The organism is Lentilactobacillus kisonensis DSM 19906 = JCM 15041 (genome assembly GCF_001434135.1).
Lineage (GTDB): Bacteria > Bacillota > Bacilli > Lactobacillales > Lactobacillaceae > Lentilactobacillus > Lentilactobacillus kisonensis.
In genome coordinates this window covers 1-212 of sequence record NZ_AZEB01000121.1, presented here as the reverse complement: position 1 = coordinate 212, position 212 = coordinate 1, and the positions used below count along the sequence as shown (strand labels likewise).

The 212-nt window shown below is 44.3% G+C and carries 1 pseudogene; it reads left to right on the top strand.

Going from position 1 to position 212, the window contains the following annotated elements:
* Positions 1-212, top strand: a pseudogene (locus tag FC98_RS15300) (hypothetical protein); the annotation flags it as partial.

Below are 212 nucleotides of genomic sequence, written 5' to 3'. Positions count from 1 at the left end.
TGAATTAATTGACCTCGTTAGCAACGCATATCATTGTTCAAAAAGCTTATTACTCGAAGTAATGGGCGTTAGTCGCCAAGCCTACTGGAAATGGCAGCATCGCCATCCTAGCCAGCAGGAGACCAATGACCAGTTGTTGGAAACTAAAATAATGGCGCTCGACAAGCTTCATCGCCATACCTTTGGCAGTCGTCAATTAGCTGACAATCTAA